At 63.0% G+C, this 21,203-nt stretch carries 17 protein-coding genes; 10 read left to right on the top strand and 7 right to left on the bottom strand.

The window, feature by feature from the left end:
- Positions 1-7: 7 nt before the first annotated feature.
- On the bottom strand, positions 8-1,522 hold the full coding sequence (locus AB0N24_RS22700; protein ID WP_364129405.1) for a polysaccharide biosynthesis tyrosine autokinase: 1,515 nt from the start codon (positions 1,520-1,522) through the stop codon (positions 8-10).
- A 214-nt stretch (positions 1,523-1,736) separates the two neighbouring features.
- Positions 1,737-2,201, bottom strand: coding sequence for an Lrp/AsnC family transcriptional regulator (locus AB0N24_RS22695; RefSeq protein WP_104173217.1), 465 nt, complete (start codon positions 2,199-2,201; stop codon positions 1,737-1,739).
- A 159-nt stretch (positions 2,202-2,360) separates the two neighbouring features.
- Between AB0N24_RS22695 and pdhA the strand changes: the two genes are divergently transcribed.
- The 4 genes from pdhA to AB0N24_RS22675 all read left to right on the top strand — a co-directional run bounded on the left by pdhA (position 2,361) and on the right by AB0N24_RS22675 (position 7,907).
- A complete protein-coding gene (gene pdhA, locus AB0N24_RS22690; protein WP_364129399.1) occupies positions 2,361-3,611 on the top strand; it encodes a pyruvate dehydrogenase (acetyl-transferring) E1 component subunit alpha in 1,251 nt (416 codons plus the stop codon).
- Positions 3,608-4,720: an alpha-ketoacid dehydrogenase subunit beta gene (locus AB0N24_RS22685; RefSeq protein ID WP_364129396.1), complete on the top strand. Its 1,113-nt coding sequence runs from the start codon at positions 3,608-3,610 to the stop codon at positions 4,718-4,720. Before pdhA ends, AB0N24_RS22685 begins: the two co-directional genes overlap by 4 nt.
- Before the next feature lie 4 nt (positions 4,721-4,724).
- A complete protein-coding gene (locus AB0N24_RS22680) occupies positions 4,725-6,230 on the top strand; it encodes a dihydrolipoamide acetyltransferase family protein (protein ID WP_364129394.1) in 1,506 nt (501 codons plus the stop codon).
- Between the two features lie 378 nt (positions 6,231-6,608).
- On the top strand, positions 6,609-7,907 hold the full coding sequence (locus tag AB0N24_RS22675; protein ID WP_364129391.1) for a hypothetical protein: 1,299 nt from the start codon (positions 6,609-6,611) through the stop codon (positions 7,905-7,907).
- Between the two features lie 686 nt (positions 7,908-8,593).
- On the opposite strand, the gene AB0N24_RS22670 is transcribed toward AB0N24_RS22675, so the two are convergent.
- Both AB0N24_RS22670 and AB0N24_RS22665 read right to left on the bottom strand, forming a co-directional pair.
- Positions 8,594-9,286, bottom strand: a complete 693-nt coding sequence (locus tag AB0N24_RS22670) for a DUF4386 domain-containing protein (RefSeq protein WP_364129388.1) — start codon at positions 9,284-9,286, stop codon at positions 8,594-8,596.
- On the bottom strand, positions 9,283-9,855 hold the full coding sequence (locus AB0N24_RS22665) for a hypothetical protein (RefSeq protein ID WP_364129386.1): 573 nt from the start codon (positions 9,853-9,855) through the stop codon (positions 9,283-9,285). The genes AB0N24_RS22670 and AB0N24_RS22665 overlap by 4 nt, the downstream gene beginning before the upstream one ends.
- 103 nt (positions 9,856-9,958) lie before the next feature.
- On the opposite strand from AB0N24_RS22665, the gene AB0N24_RS22660 reads away from it, so the two are divergent.
- Complete coding sequence (locus tag AB0N24_RS22660) at positions 9,959-10,618, top strand: TetR/AcrR family transcriptional regulator (protein WP_364129383.1); 660 nt, start codon at positions 9,959-9,961, stop codon at positions 10,616-10,618.
- On the opposite strand, the gene AB0N24_RS22655 is transcribed toward AB0N24_RS22660, so the two are convergent.
- Complete coding sequence (locus tag AB0N24_RS22655; protein WP_364129380.1) at positions 10,615-11,241, bottom strand: TMEM175 family protein; 627 nt, start codon at positions 11,239-11,241, stop codon at positions 10,615-10,617. The two genes, AB0N24_RS22660 and AB0N24_RS22655, sit on opposite strands and share 4 nt — an antisense overlap.
- A gap of 183 nt (positions 11,242-11,424) precedes the next feature.
- Here AB0N24_RS22655 and AB0N24_RS22650 point away from each other — a divergent pair, with 183 nt between their 5' ends.
- Entirely contained in the window at positions 11,425-12,240 is an 816-nt protein-coding gene (locus AB0N24_RS22650; RefSeq protein WP_364129377.1) for an MBL fold metallo-hydrolase, read from the top strand.
- Positions 12,241-12,626: 386 nt separating this feature from the next.
- Here AB0N24_RS22650 and AB0N24_RS22645 read toward each other — a convergent pair whose 3' ends face one another.
- Positions 12,627-14,330 carry a glycosyl hydrolase family 28-related protein gene (locus AB0N24_RS22645; protein WP_364129375.1) on the bottom strand — a complete coding sequence of 568 codons (1,704 nt, stop codon included), beginning with the start codon at positions 14,328-14,330 and terminating at the stop codon, positions 12,627-12,629.
- A gap of 191 nt (positions 14,331-14,521) precedes the next feature.
- Here AB0N24_RS22645 and AB0N24_RS22640 point away from each other — a divergent pair, with 191 nt between their 5' ends.
- From AB0N24_RS22640 to AB0N24_RS22630, 3 genes are all read left to right on the top strand, one after another.
- Complete coding sequence (locus tag AB0N24_RS22640) at positions 14,522-15,604, top strand: acyltransferase (protein WP_364129373.1); 1,083 nt, start codon at positions 14,522-14,524, stop codon at positions 15,602-15,604.
- A 906-nt stretch (positions 15,605-16,510) separates the two neighbouring features.
- Complete coding sequence (locus AB0N24_RS22635) at positions 16,511-19,291, top strand: S8 family serine peptidase (RefSeq protein WP_364129370.1); 2,781 nt, start codon at positions 16,511-16,513, stop codon at positions 19,289-19,291.
- Between the two features lie 135 nt (positions 19,292-19,426).
- The gene (locus tag AB0N24_RS22630; RefSeq protein ID WP_364129367.1) at positions 19,427-19,996 is read left to right on the top strand and encodes a hypothetical protein; all 570 of its coding nucleotides are present in this window, start codon (positions 19,427-19,429) and stop codon (positions 19,994-19,996) included.
- A gap of 97 nt (positions 19,997-20,093) precedes the next feature.
- Here the strand turns inward: AB0N24_RS22630 and AB0N24_RS22625 are convergent, their stop codons facing one another.
- Positions 20,094-20,642, bottom strand: a complete 549-nt coding sequence (locus tag AB0N24_RS22625) for a hypothetical protein (protein WP_364129365.1) — start codon at positions 20,640-20,642, stop codon at positions 20,094-20,096.
- A gap of 387 nt (positions 20,643-21,029) precedes the next feature.
- Between AB0N24_RS22625 and AB0N24_RS22620 the strand changes: the two genes are divergently transcribed.
- Positions 21,030-21,194: a hypothetical protein gene (locus tag AB0N24_RS22620; RefSeq protein WP_364129363.1), complete on the top strand. Its 165-nt coding sequence runs from the start codon at positions 21,030-21,032 to the stop codon at positions 21,192-21,194.
- Positions 21,195-21,203 lie beyond the last annotated feature (9 nt).

Raw genomic sequence — 21,203 nt, 5'->3', positions numbered from 1 at the left:
TCGAAGACTAACGACGTTCCGCTCGGGACGATGGGAAGGAACGGGGCGTTCTTGGTGATTCTGCGTAGAGCGTGCTGTCGAATGCACTCTCAGTACCTAGGCCGTCAACAGAAGATCCGGCTGGCCTAGTTTGTCTTTTTCCGCTGCTGGCCGTGGCGTTTAAGGTTGGCTTCTCATCGTGTGTGTAGTAACTGTAGGCGTAGGCATCCGGTCCCTTGGATGGCAACCGGTTTAGGACGATTCCGAGAATATTCGACCCCACCAGGTCGAGAGCGCTGAGAGCCTTCTGCAGGTCGTTTTGACGAAGTTTCTGCGATCCGACGACGACTACGACGCCTCCGACGTGCTGCGAAAGCACCGCGGCATCCGTGACAGGCAGGAGCGGCGGGGCATCGATAATTACGTGGTCGAAAGCATGTTCAAGCCGGAGAATCAGGCTTTTCATCTCGGCCGAGCCAAGTAGTTCGCTCGGATTGGGAGGGATCTGACCTGACGTTAGGACGAACAGATTATCGTCGCCCCACGGCTGCAGTAGGTCATTTACGTCTGCTTGTCCCACAAGGCAAGTCGTGAGCCCTGCGTTTCGGTCAAGCCCGAGGTAGTCGCTCACCATCGGACGCCTGAGATCTGCATCAACAAGACAAACTGAATGCCCGGCTTGGGCAAGCGCGATGGCGAGGTTCGTGGCTGTGGTGCTTTTGCCTTCACCGGGGAGCGATGACGTCATGAGCACGGTCTTGGCGCGACCTGAAACGTTTGCAAATTGCAGATTCGTCCGCAATTGACGGAAGGATTCGGCTCGGGGGCTCTGCGTTTCGGCTTGCGTGAGAAGGGGTTTCTTCACAGCATCTGCATCGTATGAGATTCCGCCAAGCAAAGGAGCGGTCGTAACTTTTCTGAGATCCATCTCACCGCGAATCCGATTGTCCAAAACCGATCTGAGAACCGCGATGGCTGTACCGGCCAGCAGGCCGCCGAGGAGACCTGCAATGAGATTCAGTTTCGTATCCGGCGCTGACGGCGCGCTGGGCGCAACTGCGGGCTTGATTACTGAAAGGCTGACTGGCGAATTACCGCCTGTCTTCGGTTTCTCCAGGACATCCACAGCATTAATTAGGCTGTCAGACACCGCTTGGGCAATAGCGGCGGCTTGAACCGGGGACTGATCGGTCACGGTAATGCCGATGAGGACTGTGTTGAGATCCGAAGTCGCTGTGACTCTGCTTGCTAATTCCTGGGACGTCAAACCGAGCCCTAGGGCATCGATGGCCGGTTGAAGAACCACGGGCGAATCGACAGTCTTCACATAGGACTGGACTCGTGCCTGACTGAACGTGTTGCCTTGTTGCAGTTCTTGAACCGTGCCCGAGTTAGAAATAGCTACGAACAGCTGCGTATCGGCGGTGTAGGTCGGCTTCGTCAGTATTGAAAAGGCTCCGCCAATCAAGAGGCCAGCCATCGTTACGGCCACCATCAAAATCCAATTCTGGCGAATGATTCTCAGATAATCGCGTAAGTCCAAACCGGTGTCTCCCTGTAACGTTGGCTGGGACTTGCCGTATTGCACCCCCCAGAACGGCAATATTCGCGCGGTCTCCGCAATTATACCGTCTCTATGTGCGTCGAATGCCACTCGCGGCAGGTCCCCATCTGCATGACGAAAAACGTCATTTGGGTGATGTCCCTTGCTGTAGGTAAGCGCGGGGAGCGGCCGTTTGGCGGCGACGAGCGGCCTGCTACCGCGTATCCACGTCCTCAAAAACCAGGAACGTCTGCGTATCCAACACCCCCGGCATGGACTGCAGCTGGTCGAAGATGACGCGGCGCAGGTCCACGTTGTCCACCGCGCGCACCAGCAGGATGACGTCAAAGTCGCCGCCCACCAGGGCAATGTGGTGCACCTCCGGGATGGCCCGAAGAAGTTCGCGCAGTTCGCGCCACGAATGCTGCCTTACCTTCAGCGTCACGTAGGCGGAGGATTTGAGCCCCGCCTTAATAGGGTCAACCAGCGCCGTGAACTTGGTCAGCACCCCCTCGCCGGTCAGCCTGGCGATCCGCGTATAAGCGTGGGCCCGTGAGATGTGCACGTTCTCGGCAACCTGCGTGACGGACATCCGCCCGTCCCGGGTCAGCTCCGCGATGATGTTCCGGTCCACGTCATCCAGAGGCACCGCCACTTGGTCCCCTTCGGTCCCTGCCATTTGTCCACAACTCCCGCCGGTAACGCAGCTCACACTTACGATTCGTCTTTCAGACTAGGCCAGAATTCCATACTTCTCCACGATTTCCCGCAGGACTGGATACGAAAGTTCCTTCAGGACGATACTGGAAACGAATAGTGGCTACAGAAGGACGGACCAATGACGATCTCCGCGGACCACACCGCCCTAGGGCAGCACTCGCCGGAAGAGCCGGCCGGGAACCACGTGACCGAAGGCGCCGCAGCCGAGGCTGTGCGCAAGTTCGGCATCACGGTGGAGGACTACATGCTGCCGGCCCGCCACCAGATCCAGATGGTGGACCAGAACGGCACCCTGAACCCCCACACCGAGCAGGGTGCCCAGCCCGGCCACGAATACTCCCTGCCCGGCGACGCCGAACTGCTGGCTGCCTATGAGCAGCTTGTCGTCGGCCGCCGCGTCAATGACCAGAATTCCGCCCTGGTCCGTCAGGGCCGCATGGCTGTCTACCCGTCCAGCCACGGCCAGGAGGCGTGCCAGGTTGCGGCCGCTCTCTGCCTCTCCGACGGCGACTGGATCTTCCCCACGTACCGCGACTCCGTGGCCGTGATGGCCCGCGGCGTGGACCCGGTGCAGACCATGACCCTGTTCCGCGGGGACTGGCACAGCGGCTACGACCCAACCAAGCACAAGGTGGGCATCCAGTGCACGCCGCTGACCACCCAGCTGCTCCACGCCGTCGGGGTCGCCCACGCCGCAAAGCTCCGCGGCGAGGACACCGTGGTCCTGGCCATGTGCGGCGACGGCGCCACCAGCGAAGGCGACTTCCACGAGGCCTTGAATTTCGCGGCGGTCTTCCACCTGCCCGTCGTTTTCTTCGTGCAGAACAACCAGTACGCCATCTCCGTGCCGCTGGCCCACCAGTCCGTGGCGCCGTCGCTCGCGCACAAAGCGGTCGGCTACGGCATGGCCGGCGAACGAGTGGACGGCAACGACGTCGTCGCCCTCCTCGCCGTGCTCGGCCGCGCGGTCAAGCTGGCCCGCGAGGGCTCCGGCCCGCTCCTGGTGGAGGCCCACACCTACCGGATGCAGGCCCACACCAACGCCGACGACGCCACCCGCTACCGTCAGGACAGCGAAGTGGCCCAGTGGGTGGCCAGGGATCCGCTGAAGCGGATGCAGACCTACCTGACAGACCGCGGGCTGCTGGACGACGACGGCGCTGCCCGGATCGCCGAGAAAGCGGAGCAGGTTGCCACGCAGCTTCGGGACGGCCTGGGCGAGGACGTCCCGGTCGATCCGCAGGATCTCTTCCGGTACGTCTTCTCCACACCCACCCCGCAGCTGAAGGAACAGTCCGCCCTGCTCGCTGACGAATTGGCCCGCGACTCCAGCGCCGGCGCATCATCCGATACGGAGGCCGCAAAATGAGCCCCACTGTCACCACCTCCTCCGAGGTCAACGGCAACGTCAGTGCGGCAACAGCGCGCGCCGCCGCCAAGGCAGCCGCCACCGCTGAATCAACAGGCCCGCAGACCATCACACTCGCCAAGGCCCTGAACACCGCCATGGCCGACGCCATGCACGCAGACTCCTCCGTGTTGGTGTTCGGCGAGGATGTCGGAATGCTCGGCGGCGTCTTCCGGATCACGGACGGGCTCACCAAGACCTTCGGCGAGTCCCGCTGCTTCGACACACCTTTGGCCGAGTCCGGCATCGTCGGCATGGCCGTTGGGATGGCCATGAACGGGATGCGCCCGGTGATCGAGATGCAGTTCGATGCTTTCGCATACCCGGCCTTCGAACAGATCGTCAGCCACGTGGCCAAGATGCACAACCGCACCAAGGGCGCGGTCAAGCTGCCCATCGTCATCCGCGTCCCGTACGCCGGCGGCATCGGGGGCGTGGAGCACCATTGCGATTCGTCCGAGTCCTACTACGCCCACACCGCGGGCCTGAAGGTCTTCACCCCGGCCACCGTCGCCGACGGCTACCGCATGCTCCGCGAAGCCATCGACTCCGACGACCCGGTGATGTTCATGGAGCCCAAGAAGCTCTACTGGTCCAAGGACCTGGTGGACCTTGAAGGACTCCGCGCTGAGCACGCCGCGAACGCCGAGCGGGGGACTTCCTCGGAAGGCCGCGCCGCCGTCGCCCGCCCCGGCACCGATGCCACGCTGATCGCCTACGGTCCGTCCGTGCCGACCGCGCTGGCCGCCGCTGCCGCGGCGGCAGAGGAGGGCCGCTCGCTGGAAGTGATCGATGTGCGCTCCGTCGTGCCGTTCGACGACGAGACTGTCTGCGCCTCCGTCCGCAAGACCGGCCGTGCTGTGGTCATCGCCGAAGCCCATGGCTTTGCATCGGTGTCGTCGGAGATCGTCGCAAGGGTCCAGGAACGCTGCTTCCACTATCTGGCTGCGCCGATCCGCCGCGTCACCGGCTTCGACGTGCCCTACCCGGCGCCGAAGCTCGAGCACTATTACCTGCCCGGCGTGGACCGTATCCTCGACGCCGTTGATGACCTCCAGTGGGAAGAATGATCAGATGAGCGAAACGAAAGTATTCCTGCTCCCGGACCTGGGCGAAGGCCTCACCGAAGCCGAGCTCGTGAACTGGCTCGTGGCCGTGGGCGACGAAATCCGCGTCGACCAGCCCATCGCCGAGGTTGAGACGGCGAAATCCATGGTGGAGGTCCCGTCCCCGTACGCCGGCACCGTTGCCGTGCTTCACGGCGAGCCTGGCCAGACCCTTGACGTCGGGAAGCCGCTGATCTCGGTCACACCCATCGGCTCCGAGGTGGCTGAGCCTGTCGAATCCAAGGCCCCGATGGTTGAGCCCGTCGAAACCGAGCCTGCCGCATCCGTCGCGGCTGAAACGTACCGTGATGAGGAAAAGGCCGGCTCCGGCAACGTCCTCATCGGATATGGAACACCAGGCGGACACGGCATTGCGCGCCGTACGCGTACAAGGAAACAGGCGGCCGTCGGGGTGGTTGAGAGCGGTGTTGCCGCAAGCACGGTAACGGAAGCCGAGAAGGCGGCCGACGATCTCCTTCTTCTACGCACTCGCGTGCCGGGCAAACTCGGGGCGGTGATTTCGCCGCTGGTCCGCAGGATGGCCCGGGACCATGGAGTTGATTTGGGGGGACTCCAAGGGTCGGGTGCAAGCGGGTTGATCATGCGCAAGGATGTCGAGGCGGCGATCGCTCCCGCCCCGGCGGTTGAACCGCGTCGGGTCGTTGAGCCTGCCGAAACGCGACGTCCGAGACTTGAACCGCGTTCCGCGGTTGAGTCTGTCGAAACCGGAGCGGAGACCGACTCCCGCACGGGTCTCGGCGTCACCGCCCGAACACCGCTACGCGGCGTTCGCAAGGCAGTGGCCGTGAACATGACCCGAAGCCGCTCAGAGATCCCGGAAGCCACAGTGTGGGTCGATGTTGATGCCACGGCCCTCGTGGAGATGCGTGCCGCCCTGAAGAAGACGGACCCGCACAACACCCCCGGCCTGCTGGCATTCATCGCGCGGTTTGTCACGGCCGGATTGAAGAAGTATCCGGCACTGAACACCCGGATTGTCACCACGGAGGACGCCGCCGGCGGGGAGAGCCAGGAGATCGTCGCGTTTGACGGCGTCAACCTGGGCTTCGCAGCTCAGACGGACCGCGGACTGATGGTGCCGTCAGTGCGCAACGCGGACAAGATGAGTGCCCGCGAGTTGGATGCCGAAATCCGCCGGCTCACCGCAGTCGTACGGGAGGGCAACGCGACACCATCGGAGCTGGGCAGCGGCACCTTCACGCTGAACAACTATGGCGTGTTCGGAGTGGACGGCTCGGCAGCGATCATCAACCACCCTGAGGTGGGGATCCTGGGCGTGGGGCGCATTATCGACAAACCGTGGGTGGTCAACGGCGAGGTGGCCGTCCGCAAGGTCACCGAGCTGACCCTTACGTTCGACCACAGAGTGTGCGACGGCGGAGCGGCGGGCGGGTTCCTCCGGTACGTGGCCGATGCAATAGAGAATCCGGGATCTGTGCTTACTGATATGTAGTAACCCACCTTTGCTGCCCGCGGCTTACGACGTTACAGCCAGTTCCGTCGGGGTCTAGCTCAACAATCGCGGCCCGCGGGCGAGAAATTGCCAGAACCTGCAGGGGATGCTTCTCCGACCTTTCGGGCCGCGGCTGATAGAGTTTGCCCGTGAACAGGCAGCCGAGCGAACCAGGACAAAACGCGTCCTCGTCTGCGCCGTGCAAAGGGGCCCTCTGGGGCCGACTCGCTGGCTTGCTCGCCTTCCAAGGACATGCGTTCGTGTCCATGCTTCGCGCTGCCATCGTCAGCGCTCTCGTTGACCGGGCCACTAAGTCCCTAGGGACCCGGCTCGGAAACTAGGTCGCGCCGGCCGCAGTCCACGTAATGGGGGAATTCTTTGGACGCCTTTGTAATTACCTGCCTGGTTATCGCAGGTGTGGTTGTCAGCTTCGCCTTGATGAAGCACCCACGGGCAGCCATTGTTCTCTGGCTCATAGTAATGATCGCGGTTCCTAGCTGGATTTCGGTGAAGGTGGTCACATCGCTCTCGCCGCTGAACTTCACGTTCCTGTTGCTCGTTCCGGCCATCCTGCACGCAGCGAATCAGCGACTGAGCAAAGTTGACCTGCTGTTGGGAGGCTTCGTCGTATCAGTCTCCGTAGCGTTCGCTTTTCTCAGTACGCCTCAGTATGCGTTCGCGACAGTGTTCGTGCAGTGGCTTGCCGGCTACTGGGTCGGTCGCTACCTTGCTCCGGCGGCGGGCAAAGAGTGGGTCTACCGTGCGGTAGCCATTGCCGCGACGGTCGTGGGTATCTGGGCAATAGCTGAGTTCGCCTTCAGCTTGCATCTTTTCGAGAACTTTGCCGGGACTGATGCGTCAGCAGGATGGCAGAAGATCCAGATCCGCGGGGCATTCGCACGCAGCGAGGGGGCCTGGGGGCACTCCATTGCGATGGGCGCTTTTCTCGCATTGGGCCTACCGTTCGTGATAGCCAGCAAGTTTGCTCCAGTTCGGAAGACTCTCATGATCGCCGCCGTGTGCGGCGGGGTCATTGTCACGTTCAGCCGGGGTGCCCTCATCGGGGCTCTGATCGTTTTTGTCGCCTGCGTGATCTTCCTACCCGGAACGTCACTCGGCCGGAAGACTCGCCAGTTCTTCTTTGCTCTGCTCGTGCTTGTGGCAGTCACGCTGGTCCCGTACCTGTTGAGCGTATTCGATTCCCTCAGCTACGACCTTGATCCATCAACCCAATACCGGGCCGACCTGACGAAGTACATTTTTGAGGATATGCACGCATTGGGTCCGGCCGATCAAATGAACCTGCTGCCCAATGGCCGCTACTTCTACCGGATGATATTCGGGTCCATCGACAACACCTATGTCCTGACCATCCTTCAATTCGGATGGGTGCCAACAGCCTTGTTGGGCGCCGGATTGGTTGCCGTCATCTTTAGGGTTTTGATTCGAAGGGGCGGCCCCGCAGACATTGCCATGTTCGGTCAGATCTGGGTGATGGGCACGGTAGCACTCATAACCCAATACGGCATGGCCGTATGGTTCTGCGCCGGTATGGCGGTTGCCTTCGGAATTCGGGACAATGCCCGCTCCGGAAGGACGCCCTTACCGCCCGAATTGGCACATAAGCATCCGTCCGGATCCGCGCATCATCATGTCGCTGAACCGATCACGAAATAGTTACGTCTAGCACCTGAATGACTGCCAGCCAAGGCCACAGGGAAGTACTTTGGTCGAAGGCAACCGCTATGATCGAGTGCTCCCGGGCCGGAACCATGTAGCCACAGCGCGGCCGTGGACTGCTGTTGATCCTCACCGTCGAACCATGGTCACTCTGATGGATATGGTCGCAGAGGGCCCGGGTCGACGCCGCAGGGACCTCTAGGGGACGCGGGTTGGACTGTGTTGTCCATTGTCGCCGCCCTTGTGCTTCTCCCTGCCATGGCCCCTAACGAGGCGGCGCCTGCATCATGCACAACTAGACGGCGCGGGCGCCGACGAAGCCGTTCTTATGGAGCGGACACTTGGCCGGTGAAGCTGCGAGGAGCCCACAACTCCCTCGGAGTAGACCCGTCAACGGATAACTCGGATTGAGGAGCGCCCGGTATGCCCGATCGGGTCGCTACGACTCGCTTTACGCAATTCGCGATGGACCGATTACTTCAAGTCCGAGTGCTCTGCACACCTGACGCTAATCACCGATATGCCGCTACAGCCCTCAGGGGATCCGTAGGACGTGACATGGTTGGTTGTGGCGCCGCAGGGGGCGCAGAAAGTCTTGTGCTGTTTGGTAGCCATGGCCAGATCATAAGCAGGTTTGGGTTTCCCGGGGGTTACCGCGGTGGAACAAAAGGTGTGCTCCAAGGTCATAGCAGCAGTGCCACGCCCGTGGCCACGAGCCACAGCGACCAGGCGATGTACGTGATGGGCGTCAGCGCGGCGGCCACTTTCCAGCCGCTGCGCTCGAATGCTCCGACGAATTCCAGCGAGCAGAGCGCCAGCACTGCGCCCACCACGATGCCCACCAGCCCCAGCCAGGCCGGCACGGCGTCGCTCTGCATGATCGCGGCCCCGACCAAGACGCTCCAGGCGCCCGTGAACAGGTAGCCGAGATGCTCGCCCACCGCCACGCCCAGGTACCTGTTGAACGCCTGGAAGACGACATCCACCGACTCCTTCCGCGCGTCGGAGGAGTCCGGCTCTCCCGCCACCCGAGCAAGGTACGGCACCAGGAACGGCCAGCGGATCAGACCGAGGAACTGCACCAGCGCAGCCAGGACGCCGACGGTTGAGCCGAGGCTGAGCAGCAGGGGATCGGCGCCCGTCAGGACACCTGCCAGGAGCACCGTCAGCGGCGCCAGCAGGACGGCCGTCATGGCGAACGCCCACCAGAGCAGCACCAGCGCCGGGCCGCCCTGCCGGAAGCGTTCCAGGACTTCTGTAGTGGGGCGCCGGAGGATGTCCGGGTAGTCAAACTTCGCCGCCAGAGCCGCGAAGGCTGCGTTGAAGGCAAGCGGCAGCAGGATCAGCAGGGCGGCCGCGGCGACGGTGGCGTTCACAGGACGGTCTTCCCGGACGCAGCAGCCGCGGTCTTGTGAGTTCCCACGGTCCCACGCGGGACAGCGGGGCGGAGGATACGCCGCAGCACCAGCCCGGTAAGTGCCGTGGCCACCAGGGCTCCACTGGAACCGAACGCGGCGTAGCCGTTCGCGACGTCGACGATCACATTCGCGGTCACCAGCCAACCGAGGGCCCAACTCATGCTGACTATTGCCGCCCACAACGCCGTAACGCGCAGGCCTTTGTGCAGGGCGACCCCCTGGGCTGTGCCGACCACCGCGCCGGTGACCAGCCCCGACATAACGAGTGCCGGCGTCGTGGTCCCCGCCCCGGTGGCGGCGGCCGCCAGGGCGCTGCCGGCGCCCATCCCGAGGACAGTTGCGGTGAGCCACCGCCAGCCGGCGGCACGTCCCAACGCCAGCCATTGTGCTCCGCCGATGATGGCTCCGGCAATGACGCCTGCCAGCGCCGCCGTGAGCGGCCCGGTGACGGAGCCGGCCACCCGGAAGGCCAGCCAGCCCCCCACCGGGAAGCCGAGAAATGTTGGTGCCCAGCGTAGGAATGACATTGGAGGAGCTCCTCTTGCAATGGTTGTGTACTAAGTACGCTACGCCATAACGTACACTGTACACAACAGTCCTCCGACCAAAACCTTACTGAAAGCCGGTGCCATGCCCTCGAAAACCTCGGCGGAACCCCGCAGCCGCCGCGCCCGGAACTCGCTGACCGTGGACGCCATCCTGGACGCCGCGGAGCAGGTGGCGGCAACCGGGTTCGAGTCGCTCACCGTCCGGGCCGTCGCGGTGGCGCTGGAAGCCGCGCCCATGTCCCTGTACCGCTACTTCGCCACCAAGGACGAGCTGGTGGACGCACTGCTCAACCGGGTTCTGGGGCGGTTCGCCGCTCCGCCGGAAACCGCCAGCTGGGCGGACGACCTGGCGGCGTTCGCACGGAACCACCGCCAGATGCTGCGCGACCACCCGTGGGCCGTCACCCCGCTGATCGGACACCCGTATCCGGGAGCGAACGCCCTGCCCATCGGCGAAGGCGCGCTGCGCATCCTGCAGCGCGCCGGCATCACGGGGGACGCCGCCGTCGCCGCCTTCAGCGGAATAGTGGCACTGAACTACGGCTGGTCCTCCTTCGTTCTGGCCCGCGAGGCAGCCGAAGCCGCCAGCGGCGGGGGAGCGGTGCAGCTGCCGCCGGCGCCGCCGGAGTTTCCGCTCACGGCGGCGGCGGCCGGCCCGATGAGCCGTTACGGGAGTGAAGACCACTACAAGCGGACCCTCAAACAGCTGCTTGCCGGGATCGACGCCGACAGCCGGCGCTAGCCGTCGCCCTGCGGCCGGGGCTGGGACCGGGCGGACAGCCAGGGTGACAGCCGCGATGCCGGCAGGAGCAGCAGCCAGAGCAGCGGCGTGTACGAGTTCAGGAAGAACGCGGCCGGAATGCTGAGGAGGAAGACCACCGGCACGGCCATGCGGGCGGTGAAGACCTGCCGGTGCACGTGTGTGGTCATCCCCGGATCCATGAGTTTCGCCTGCCGGGCGTAACTCCAGATCACGGCCATCAGCAGGTAGATCGCGGCGATGTTGGCGGCGTACAGAATGCTGGGCCAGGGGGTGGGGTCGTCCCCGTATTCGCTGAGGACCGAGGTGGGCGCAGGGAGCATGGCGATGAAGAACAGCAGAGACAGGTTCAGCCAGGCCAGCGTCGGATTGAAATGGCGGATCAGGGCGAAATCCGAGTGGTGGGACAGCCACGTCTTGGCGATGATCACGAACGACAACGCATAGGCCAAGAGCTCCGGAAGGGCGTCAATCAGGGCGCCGTCCAGCTGTGCCGCCGCGATGCCCTCGGGCAGTTTCAGGTCCAGGGCCAGCAGGGTCAGGGCGATCGCAAAGACGGCGTCACTGAAAAACACCATCCGCTCCAGGGACGTTCCGGATTCCATGCGGGCACCTCCGTTTCCTCGGCCGGGCAACTGAAGTACGGCACAGGTTACTCGCCTGCGCCGAACAAGGCGATGACCGCTGTTTTGGTCCGCCGCCGCGTGCCTTTCATCAGGCTTCCACCAGCAGGGCGTGGGTAGAATCGAGGCCTAGGATCGCCTGAACGCATGAATACGGAGAACAGAATGTCGCGATGGATGGAGGTCGGCCAGGGCAACCATGTGCTGACCACCGAAGGCTCGAAGCTCAATACCGGACTCATAGTCGGCGCCGAACGCGCCATGGTGATCGACACCGGCGGCGGACCCCGGCAGGGCCGGGAAATCCTGGCCGCCGTGCGTGAAAAGACCCAGCTGCCGCTGGTGGTGGTGAACACCCACGCCCACTACGACCACTTCTTCGGCAACGCCGTCTTCGCGGACGACGGCGTCACGGAGTTCTATGCCCACGAGAACTGTGCGCGCGAGATTGAGGAAAACGGGGACCGGCAGCGCCGCATGGTCGCCGCGCTGGAACCCGAAATGGCCGCCGGCGAAGGCGCCGACGCCGAACTCGTGGTTCCGAACGCAATCGTGAAGGACCAGCCCGTCCTGGTGGACCTCGGCGGCCAGACCGTGACGCTGTTCTATCTGGGCCGCGGGCACACTGATGGCGATCTCCTCGTCGGAACGTCCACCACCCTGTACGCCGGCGACCTGGTGGAGCAGGGCTCGCACCCGTCCTTCGAGGACGCCTTCCCCGAGGAATGGGCCGACGCCCTGCGGCACCTGTCCGCGCTCCGCCACCGCTACGAATTCCTCATCCCGGGTCACGGCGAACCGTGCAGCGACCAGTTCGTGAAGACCATGGCCAACACCATGACCACGGCGGTGCGCCAGGCCATCCAGTCCATCCGCGACACCCCGAGCGACGCCACCAAGGCGATCCCGGTGCTGCCGTACGGGCCGGAGCAGTCTCGCTGGTTCATCAAGCGCCTGCAGGAGACCCGCGCGCACCACTAGGATTTCGCAGATGCTCGGCATTCGCGGGGACTGCTCTCTCAGGGCCTGCTGCCACCGGGGGTCCATCGTGCCCTGCCTTTGCCATTTGGGTCCATGGCGAGGAGGCGGACGGCCAATCTGCGGCAAGACGCGCGAGCGTAGCGCGAAAGATCAGGCCTGACATCTTTCGATGGGGCCGGTAAGGATGTCAACAGGTGGGGCCAAAGCGGGTTCTACCGGGTTGTCGAGGAGAGCAAGACGGCAACCTTCAAGCATTGTCTTAACTGTTGGTTCGGAAAGTTCCGCCATCGCGAGTAGGGAAGTCTGACGGGTTCGCTATTCGCCCGCCCTTGCCCGGAAGGTTGGATCGGAGCCAAAGTTAGGGACAAATCCGGTCTTTCGGACCCCTACGCTGTCCGAGAGAAAGTTAGAGCATTGAGGTTGGCGAAGTAGCTTGATGATGCAGGGTTCTTTCCTGAGACGGTGACGCGCACCCGCACTGTTCTCCGGGATGGAATCACGATCCCCGTGATTGTGCGCTTTGTACTCGCTGCTGCGGCGGCATAGGTGTCCACGCTTGATCCAGACGCCCCAAAGGATGCTAGGGCTGCTCCGTCGAGGCTGATGGACAGAAGTCCGCAGGTGGTCCCGTCCCGGGTGTAGACGTCCAGTGAGTATGTACCTGCGTCAAGATGGGCGTCCCATTCGATGTAGTCATTGAGGGTTCCTCCGTTGGCGTTGCGAGCAGCAAAGAAGTCTGCGCTTGCTGCCGAGAGACTTCCGAAGCCAACTTGAGTCAGCGGGGTTGTAGTTGCGGGGATGTGAACGACGCGGGGCGTGTTTCCGATTTGTCCCTTACCGGGGCCGCTGTAATTCGATGCAGCGGACCCGCTCTGGAAGGCGTGCCCTCCTATGTCGGCGCTTACCCCAGCAGCGATGTAGATGTTCGAGGCCGTGGTGAGGCCACCTTGTGCACCGAAATTGCAAGCCTGCACGCTGGCCGGACCTGCCCCAATAAAGACATTGTGGTAAGTCGAAGCAGCGCCGTTGGAATTGTCATGGAGTTCACATCCGACCAGAAGGTTGCCAGAGTCAAGCATGGCAACACCGTTCTGCTTGTTGCCGTTGATGCAGCAGCCAATGACCTGCCCGTTTCGTCCGCCGGAGTAGAACGAGACACCTGTCTTGTTGCCCCAAATGTCACAACCGATGATCTTGGTTGTCCACTGCCGTACGGCAATGCCGTCGCCAATGCAGTGCCCGACTTCGCAGTTGGTTATGCGGGAGTCTGTATAGTCCATCCGTATCCCGTCACGGCCGCTGTTGTACACAGCGACGTTGTTCAGGAACGAGGAGACGGCATTGAAACCGATCCGGACACCGTCCGTATACATATCGCGGATCACGATGTCAGTTAGCTTGGGCTGTTCGCTTTTCACACCCGTGCCGTCGTCCGGGGTATCCATGACGTGGATTCCCGTGGAGTCGCCGCTCTGGAACAACCTATTGCCATAGAGCTGTAGGTCGCGGATATCAATACCAGGCGTTTTGGGAGCAACCCGGATTATGTCGCAATTGGCACCTGCAAGGAGCCGAAGCGTCGTGCGGGCCGAATCCGAGGTGTCCGCGAGGTCCAGAAAATTGCCACATCCGGCCCCGGACAGCCGTTGGCCCTTCGTCGCCATGACTAGCGAGGATGTGATGCTGTAGCGCCCGCCGGGGATGTAGACGTTTCGCCCTGTGTTCAGTGCGGCCTGAATGGCGGCGGTGTCGTTGGTTATTCCGTCTCCGGCGGCGTTGAACGGCGCGTCTTTGACGTTTACGGGCGCCAGAATGAGACGGCTAAATGTGGCTGAAAGGTCAGGGAGCTGCGAAGGCGGGATCTTCGCTCCACTGTCCAAAGCTGCCACACCCGAAGGGGCGCCCTTTTCCGCGATGGGAACGTACTTATCGCCGGGGGCGGCTTGGGCGCTGCTGGCACCAAGAGCCGCTACAGCGGAAGCACCAGTGAATGCAGCCATCAGGGTTCCGAAGCTGAGAAGCCCACGGCGCCTTACGCCGGTATCCGTTGGGGGTACCGGCTGATCTATGTTGCCAATCTCGATAACCATGACAAGAAGCTATTTCCTCGGACTGGTATAAACCACCGTGCAAGTTACGTGCTTTTTTGGGCAACAAATACTTGGATGCGCCACATGGATACTCAGTGAGTATAGAGTTGCTAGAGTGGCGGATGTGTCGCTGCCGATCTCTTGAACCCCTTATACTCGACGAGTCTAGGTCCACGTTTTTGGGGGTAATAATGGCCGGCAAATCGCTGCGCGACGTCTTCAACCCGAGCAACAACTCACTGAACGCGGTCCGGCTATTTCTGGCCAGTACAGTGATCGTTTCGCACTCCTGGGCGATCGGCGTGTTCGGCTTGGAGCCGGAGGCAGGAGCGACAACTGCCGGGGTGTGGGCGGTGCTCGGATTCTTCGGTATCTCCGGTTTCCTCATTACTCGCAGCCGTTTGTCAGGGCAAACGCCGTTCAGGTACTATCGGGCCCGATTCCTTAGGATTTTCCCGGGATTCGTCGTCTGCATCCTGATGGTGGCATTTGTGTTCGCACCACTCTCGTTGCTCTTTGACCGGAACGGAAGCTGGAGCGTTGGCGACGCCATCCGCTATGTCATCAGCAACAGTGCTCTATACCCTCCTCACTTCTCGCAGGACGGCGTTGCAAGGACGCTTGAACACGTTGCTTACCCATCGGTATGGAACGGCTCCTTGTGGACCTTGTTCTGGGAGGCCGCTTGTTATTTGGCCGTAGGCATTGGCGCCTCGGTCCTGTCGCGTAGGGCCCTCCGGCCCGCATCCCTTGCGCTATTCGTTGTATGCGCGGGCCTTCGCCTGCTCCATGACGCTGATCTAGTTGACCTGCCGGCCCTGCCTGGGCGAGTACTCTCGCTGGTTATCGCCTTCGCTGCCGGGGCCACACTTTTTCTTTACCAGGACAGAATCAAGGTGACGGCAGTGACCATAACCTCGGCGCTACTAGTGCTCGTGGCCTCGGTTCCTCTGGGAATGGTTCAGTCATTGGGGTCCCTGCCGTTCGTCTTTCTGGTTATGGTTGCGGGCTGCACGCTGCCCCTGACCCGGATTGGATCCCGGTATGACATCTCATACGGTATGTACATCTACGCGTGGCCCGTTCAGCAATTTGTGTTGCTGATCCTGGGCGATCACGCGTCGTTGCCGGCTGTCATAGCCCTCAGCGTTATGGGCACGATACCGCTTGCATTGTTGAGCTTTGTACTCATAGAAAAGCCTGCTCAGCGCTGGGGGAAGCGGCGCGCCGGAAAGTCTGCGCACCCCGTTTCCGAACCATCTGTCGTCCATTGAGCCCCATACTCGGCGCACGGGGATAACTGATGCCCGTGCGCCGCTTCCGCGCACACATGATGCTACTCAGGGGCCAGTAGATAACCTGCCACGTCATGTTTCGGTACGACGCGACAGATAACTGTTGCTCCGACGACTGCCGGGTTGCACACTTCCTGGACACGTTCGTTTAGGCAATGCACCGCCCGACGTTCGCGTTCACGTCAGCGGGCCATGACGCATGTGTCCAGATTGCGGAGGGCGTGAGTGTTGTCCACGTTCTCCGGCGCTCCCGTCAGAAACGGAGCCATTGATGTGGCGGGGGCTGGCCGTCGGGACCGTGGCGTCCGTGGCACCGTAGAACCGGAACCGGGTGGCCTCGTAGTTGGCGCCCGTCCTTCAAGCAAGTGTCGCGTGAGGCCAAAGACAGGTACTGGCTACTGAGGTGCAGGCAGGTGTCCAGTACATAGCCTTGGGCCATGATCACACTGATGCATGACGGGCGCCGGCGGAATTCGCGTCCGGAGCGCCCAGCCGGATTCAGCCCGGAGGAATGGGGCTGGACCGTCTTGTCGGTCGTAGCCGCCGTTGTGTTGCTCCCTGCAATCGGCCTCAAGGCTGCGGCTGGGGCACTAATGCCAAGCAAAGTGCGGGACGGGGACGCGGCCGGTCCCATTTGGTCCTAGGGTGGTCCGGCCATCCCAAGCTGGCTTACTATGTGGCTCAGGCGGCCCGCGTCTTCTCTTGCCCAAAGTTGATGCGGGCTGCCACCTTCTTCCAGGCGCGGGCGCTGGAAAACTGATGACCTCAAGGTCTGGCAATTTCTAAAGTCGTTGTTACACTCATGCTTGACGCGGATTCCGCGGTCTCTATTTCCCGCGGTCCGGCTCCTTGGGGGGGTCGACGCCTGGCCCCAAGGATTTCGCGATGTCTCATGCCCTGCGCACACGTCTGTCCGCCCGCCTACTGATACCCGGTGTTCTCGCACTGGTCTGCGGCTCCGTGATTTCACCCCCGGCAGCCGCCGACGACGCGCCGTTGCTCCCGGTTGCACCGGCGGCTCCCGCCGCCAGTCCCGGTTCCGCGACCGACCAGTTCATTGTGAAGTTCAAAGACAAGGCCGCCGCGGGATCTCCCGTGCGGACAGAGTCCCTGGGCAAAGTGACCCGGAACGTGGGTGTCCGCGTGACCGACGTCCGCGGAACAGCCGCAGGTGCCCGTGTCCTGCGGGCCGAACGCACGCTGGACGCCGGTGAAACCGAAAAGGCGCTGGCGGCGCTGAAGGGGGATCCCGCCGTCGAATACGCCGAACCGGACATCCGGATGTACCGGACAGCGGAGCCTAACGATCCTTACTACCCGCTGCAGTGGGGACTGCAGTCCGGCGGCGCGGCCGGCACGATGAACATGCCCGACGCGTGGTCACTCAACAGGGGCGCCGGCGTAGTGGTGGCCGTGGTGGACACCGGGATCACCAGCCACTCGGAACTGAATGCCAGCGTGCTCCCCGGCTACGACATGATGTCCGATCCCGCCTACTCTAGGGACTCCAGCGGCCGCGACGCCAACCCGCGCGACGAAGGCGACTGGACCCCGGCCGGCATGTGCGGTGACGGTGGCCCCGCCAGCCCCTCCTCATGGCACGGCACCCAGGTGGCAGGCATCATCGCCGCCGCAGCCAATAACTCCAGCGGCATCACCGGAGTTGCACCCGAGGCGAAGATCCTTCCGGTCCGCGCCCTCGGGCCCTGCGGGGGCTACATGTCCGACATCGCGGACGGCATCGTCTGGGCCGCCGGCGGGTCGGTCGCCGGACTGCCGGTGAACCCCAACCCCGCCCGCGTCATCAACCTGAGCCTCGGCGCTGACGTGCCCTGCCCGGCAACCTTCCAAAGTGCCGTCAATTTCGCTTACGAATCCGGGGTGGCAGTGATCGCCGCTGCCGGCAACGAAAACCGGCCGGCTGCCGATACCAGTCCGTCCAACTGCCAGAACGTCATCTCTGTCGCCGCCCTCACCCGCACGGGCAACCTGGCACCGTACTCCAACTACGGAGCAGCCGTCGATGTGGCGGCGCCGGGCGGGGACATGACCCAGAACCCCGCGGACGGCATCGTGGTGCCGTTCAACCAAGGAACGCAGGCGCCCGCAGCCGAAACCTATGCGTACTCCGAGGGAACCTCTATGGCCGCCCCGCACGCGTCAGGACTCGCCGCGCTCCTGATGTCCCGGCTGGGCGACCTGGCCACGCCGGCCAACCTGGAAGCGCGGCTCAAAGCGACATCCACGAAGAACGTGGCGTGTGCCGACAAGACGTGCGGCAGCGGCCTCCTGCAGGGCACAGCAGCACTCAACTTCCAGCCCGACCGCGAGATCCGGGGAGTCGCACCCATCATCGGCGGCAAGGCCGCCGTCGGGCAAGACCTCACCGCCTATGCCATCAACTGGACGCCCAGCGACGTCAACTTTTCCTACCAGTGGAACCGCAACGGCGCCCCCATCCCGGGAGCGCAGGCAACGACCTACCTGCCGCAAACGGCCGACGTCGGGACAACACTGACGGTCACCGCCACCGGCAGCCGCTTCTTTGGCCAGAGCGTGTCCGTCACCTCGGCGCCGACGGCACCGGTGGAGGCTGCCCCGGTGGTCCCGCCGTACGAACCCAGGATCTCCGGTCAGGCAATAATCGGCGGTTTACTGACCGCCGAACCGGGGGCATGGCAACCCGCTCCGGTTACCCTGTCTTACCAGTGGTACCGCTCCGGTCAAGCGATCCCCGGCGCCGTGGCCAACACGTACCAGATGACCACTGACGACAAGGACAAGACCCTCACTGTCCGCGTTACGGGAACTAAGGATGGGTACATCTCGGCGGAGCGGACCAGTGCAGCTACAGCGGCCGTGAAGACAGGCGCGGTTCCGGCGCCCGTGCAGTTCACGGACAAGATCGGAACCCCCAACGACACCTACACGGTGCCCTCGGCTGCGGGCGTGGAGTATCTGGTGGCCGGCAACGTGGTGGCGGCCGGGACCTATCCGGGAGCAGGTGCAGTCACCGTGAACTCCCGGGTCACCGCGGGCTACGCCCTGGTGGCCGGCAGCGTTGCCTCCTGGACCCATACGTTCGACTCCGCCGTGTTCCGAGACATCACCGACGGTTCGGCTTTTGCCCTGGAGATCAACTGGCTGGCAACCGAGGAGATTACCCAGGGGTGGGCAGAGCCGGACGGGACGCGGACGTTCCGTTCTGGGGAGCCGGTGAACCGGGACCAGATGGCCGCTTTCCTCTACCGGCTGGCCGGCAACCCGGACTTTGTCCCGCCTGCTGTCTCGCCGTTCGCCGACATCCCGACCAACCATGCCTTCTACCGCGAGATCTCCTGGCTGGCGTGGAAGGAAATCAGCACGGGCTGGAAGGAAGCGGATGGCACCAGGACCTTCCGGCCGGGCGCCACGGTCAACCGCGACCAGATGGCAGCCTTCATCTACCGCCACGCCGGTTCACCCGACTACGTCCCCGAAGCCCAGTCGCCGTTTGCGGACATTCCCACGGACCACGGTTTCTACAAGCAGATTTCGTGGCTGGCCAAGAACGGCATCAGCAACGGCTGGGCGGAATCGGCCACCACACGCACATTCCGGCCGGGCGCATCCATCCTCCGGGACCAGATGGCCGCTTTTATGTACCGTTACGCGGCGCAGCGCTAGGCACTGAGCGGGGTGCTCGCCGTCGTCGGGACCTAACGCCAGTTCACATGCTTGTTACGCAAGTGACAGGGCGCAACGTATGTGAGCAGTGATACATTCTGCTTGTGACAATTGGGGAACGTAAGGAGACAGCCCATGTTTGAAGGTGTCCCTGACGAGGATGCGTGGCGCAACTGCACCACGCTCGAAGGCGCTTGTGAACTGACGGCACGGTGGCTCGAGGGATCCCTCAGCTATGTGCCCGGTTACACGGCGCCGCAGTACGCCGGAGAGAACGGCCCGATGAGCGAGGCCCTGGCCGCGATCAACCGGCTCGGCTTCCTCACGGATGATTCGCAGCCCGGAACGGGCATGGCGGGCGGCAACATGCAGCGCGCGTTTGTGAGCGGCCGCTGCACGGAACAGTCCGCAGCAGTCATTTCAGCGGTCCTGGTGGAAACCGACCTGGTGGTGCTGATGTTCCCTCCGGGCGAATCCGGCAGTGGGCAGATCTGCGTGGCGCTGGAGGGGTCCAGGGAATTCACGTGGCTGGGAAGTTCCGGCGGGCCCTCCTACGCCCACGAAACCTACACGGATTGGACCAACGAGACACTCGCCAAATCGCTGGCCGAGTGCTGGGAGCTGCAGATCTTTGATCCTGTCTGGGGCAGGAACTCCAAGCTGGTTCCCCTGCTGCAGAAGGCCCTGATCACCGCCAGGGCCTGAGGCTCCGCAGACGTTTGTGAAGGTTGGCAGCACCGGGCAGATCCGAGGGTGCTGCCAACCTTCACCTGTAGATTTCACCGTTGCTGCGTGAAGGCTGTTATTTCGGGCAGCTGAGGTCGGGGTTGTACGCCGCGAACATACCGTCCGGATTGTCCCTCCACACCCAGGCGTGCAGGGCGAACGTGCCGGGGAAGGGTCCGTCCTCGAATTTCAGGCCTGCGATCTCCGGCCGCTCCGTGGCCGTTGACATGTACTCGATGGCCACCAGCTTCATCCGTCCGCGCTCGTTGGGCATGTAGACGAGCACCTCCGGCTTGCGGGCCTGCGTCTTGTCGTCCAGCAGCTCCTTCTTCAGGTAGTGGAATCCCATTGCCGCGCCCGGTATCTCCACGCATTCGCTGGCCTTTTCGTAGCCATCCGCAATCGCGTTATCCAGCCAGCGGTAGTCATCAGTGACATCCCGAAGGGTCTTCACCAGTCGGCGCTGCTCGGAATTCTTCTTCCAGTCGTCGCTCTTGTCCGAGCCGTTGTGCCCTGAACCTCCGCCCGAGCCCTCGTGGGCAACGGCGGCGCCCGGGGCAAGCCCCACCGCCAGAACGGCAGCGGCGACCATGGACATCATTCCTGTTTTGGTGCGAGACATCATTTTCTTTCCAACCCTCTGAGACCCGAGATTTGTTCGTTCGGTAAGGGATGCGAAGCATGGGAACAAGTTGCCCCATATTCGCCAGGATGCCGGCCGGCCCGACGGGCACTGCCGGTGAATGAGCCGCCCGGATGCCAGAAAACATCCATCGATTTGGGCGACGGTATCAGTATGCTCCTCCGGCCAAAAAGTGCGCTAGACGCTACGCAAAGATAAATACAGGGGTATTTCGGCCTGTGTTTTGCGCCGCGGAATGGCCGTTAACGGGAGTCCGCACGGGTACTGCATAACGAGTACCCGATTTCCCGGGAAACGAGTGGTGTGGTGCCCAAAAGACGAGTACAGACCACTCTGTCTAGAAGAGTTACCGAGCCGTAGCGTAAGTGCATGATTAAGGACATTAAGGAAGCGATCCGCCGCTTCGTGGCGAGGAACATCGTGGCTGATGATCCGTACCCCGTCCGATCCTGGCTGGACCAGCAGAACATGCCGCCGGAAACGCGGCCCAACTTCACACCGCCCATCAAGGACGCCAGCGGGTGGCAGCACTAGCCTGACTGT

The organism is Arthrobacter sp. NPDC093128, assembly GCF_040683875.1.
GTDB lineage: Bacteria > Actinomycetota > Actinomycetes > Actinomycetales > Micrococcaceae > Arthrobacter.
The sequence above is the reverse complement of the archived record's forward strand: the minus strand, read 5'-3'. Positions and strand labels throughout refer to the sequence as shown.

What these genes read in the sequence shown, in the direction of transcription:
- AB0N24_RS22695 (WP_104173217.1), bottom strand. Translation starts at nt 2,201, where the DNA reads ATGGCAGGGACCGAAGGGGACCAAGTGGCGGTGCCTCTGGATGACGTG.
- pdhA (WP_364129399.1), top strand. Translation starts at nt 2,361, where the DNA reads ATGACGATCTCCGCGGACCACACCGCCCTAGGGCAGCACTCGCCGGAA.
- AB0N24_RS22685 (WP_364129396.1), top strand. Translation starts at nt 3,608, where the DNA reads ATGAGCCCCACTGTCACCACCTCCTCCGAGGTCAACGGCAACGTCAGT.
- AB0N24_RS22680 (WP_364129394.1), top strand. Translation starts at nt 4,725, where the DNA reads ATGAGCGAAACGAAAGTATTCCTGCTCCCGGACCTGGGCGAAGGCCTC.
- AB0N24_RS22665 (WP_364129386.1), bottom strand. Translation starts at nt 9,855, where the DNA reads ATGTCATTCCTACGCTGGGCACCAACATTTCTCGGCTTCCCGGTGGGG.
- AB0N24_RS22660 (WP_364129383.1), top strand. Translation starts at nt 9,959, where the DNA reads ATGCCCTCGAAAACCTCGGCGGAACCCCGCAGCCGCCGCGCCCGGAAC.
- AB0N24_RS22655 (WP_364129380.1), bottom strand. Translation starts at nt 11,241, where the DNA reads ATGGAATCCGGAACGTCCCTGGAGCGGATGGTGTTTTTCAGTGACGCC.
- AB0N24_RS22650 (WP_364129377.1), top strand. Translation starts at nt 11,425, where the DNA reads ATGTCGCGATGGATGGAGGTCGGCCAGGGCAACCATGTGCTGACCACC.
- AB0N24_RS22645 (WP_364129375.1), bottom strand. Translation starts at nt 14,330, where the DNA reads ATGGTTATCGAGATTGGCAACATAGATCAGCCGGTACCCCCAACGGAT.
- AB0N24_RS22640 (WP_364129373.1), top strand. Translation starts at nt 14,522, where the DNA reads ATGGCCGGCAAATCGCTGCGCGACGTCTTCAACCCGAGCAACAACTCA.
- AB0N24_RS22635 (WP_364129370.1), top strand. Translation starts at nt 16,511, where the DNA reads ATGTCTCATGCCCTGCGCACACGTCTGTCCGCCCGCCTACTGATACCC.
- AB0N24_RS22630 (WP_364129367.1), top strand. Translation starts at nt 19,427, where the DNA reads ATGTTTGAAGGTGTCCCTGACGAGGATGCGTGGCGCAACTGCACCACG.
- AB0N24_RS22625 (WP_364129365.1), bottom strand. Translation starts at nt 20,642, where the DNA reads ATGATGTCTCGCACCAAAACAGGAATGATGTCCATGGTCGCCGCTGCC.
- AB0N24_RS22620 (WP_364129363.1), top strand. Translation starts at nt 21,030, where the DNA reads ATGATTAAGGACATTAAGGAAGCGATCCGCCGCTTCGTGGCGAGGAAC.